This window comes from Streptomyces aurantiacus JA 4570 (genome assembly GCF_000414115.1).
Taxonomy (GTDB): Bacteria; Actinomycetota; Actinomycetes; order Streptomycetales; family Streptomycetaceae; genus Streptomyces; species Streptomyces aurantiacus_A.
Genome location: NZ_AOPZ01000447.1, coordinates 1 through 374, shown reverse-complemented (window position 1 = coordinate 374; position 374 = coordinate 1). Strand labels below are relative to the sequence as shown.

General features: G+C 79.4%; 1 protein-coding gene. It reads left to right on the top strand.

Annotation, left to right across the window (positions count from 1 at the left end; translation table 11 throughout):
- Positions 1-374: hypothetical protein (locus STRAU_RS34000; RefSeq protein WP_037663739.1), on the top strand; the 374-nt coding region annotated here is incomplete at both ends.

Here is a 374-nt window from a genome sequence, read left to right as displayed (position 1 = left end):
GGCCGCGTCCGCCGAGGCTCCCGAGGCCACGGCCACCCCCGAGACCCCGGCCGCCGAGGCCGAGGCCCCCCGCGCCCGCACCCGCCGCCGTGCCACCCGCGCCGCCGACGACAAGCAGGCGCAGGAGGAGCGGGCCGAGACGCCCGCCCAGCCCGAGAAGGCCGACAAGGCCGACAAGCCTGAGAAGGCCAAGCCTGAGAAGGCCGAGAAGGCCGTGAAGGCCGTGAAGTCGGAGAAGGGCGAGGCCGAGGCCGACGCCGCACCGCGCGGGCGTACGCGTCGTCGTGCCACCCGCAAGGCCGCCGCCGGGTTCACCGCGCCGGCCGAGCCGGACGGGCGGGCCGACGAGGACGGCGAGCGGCGCCCGGCGCGCC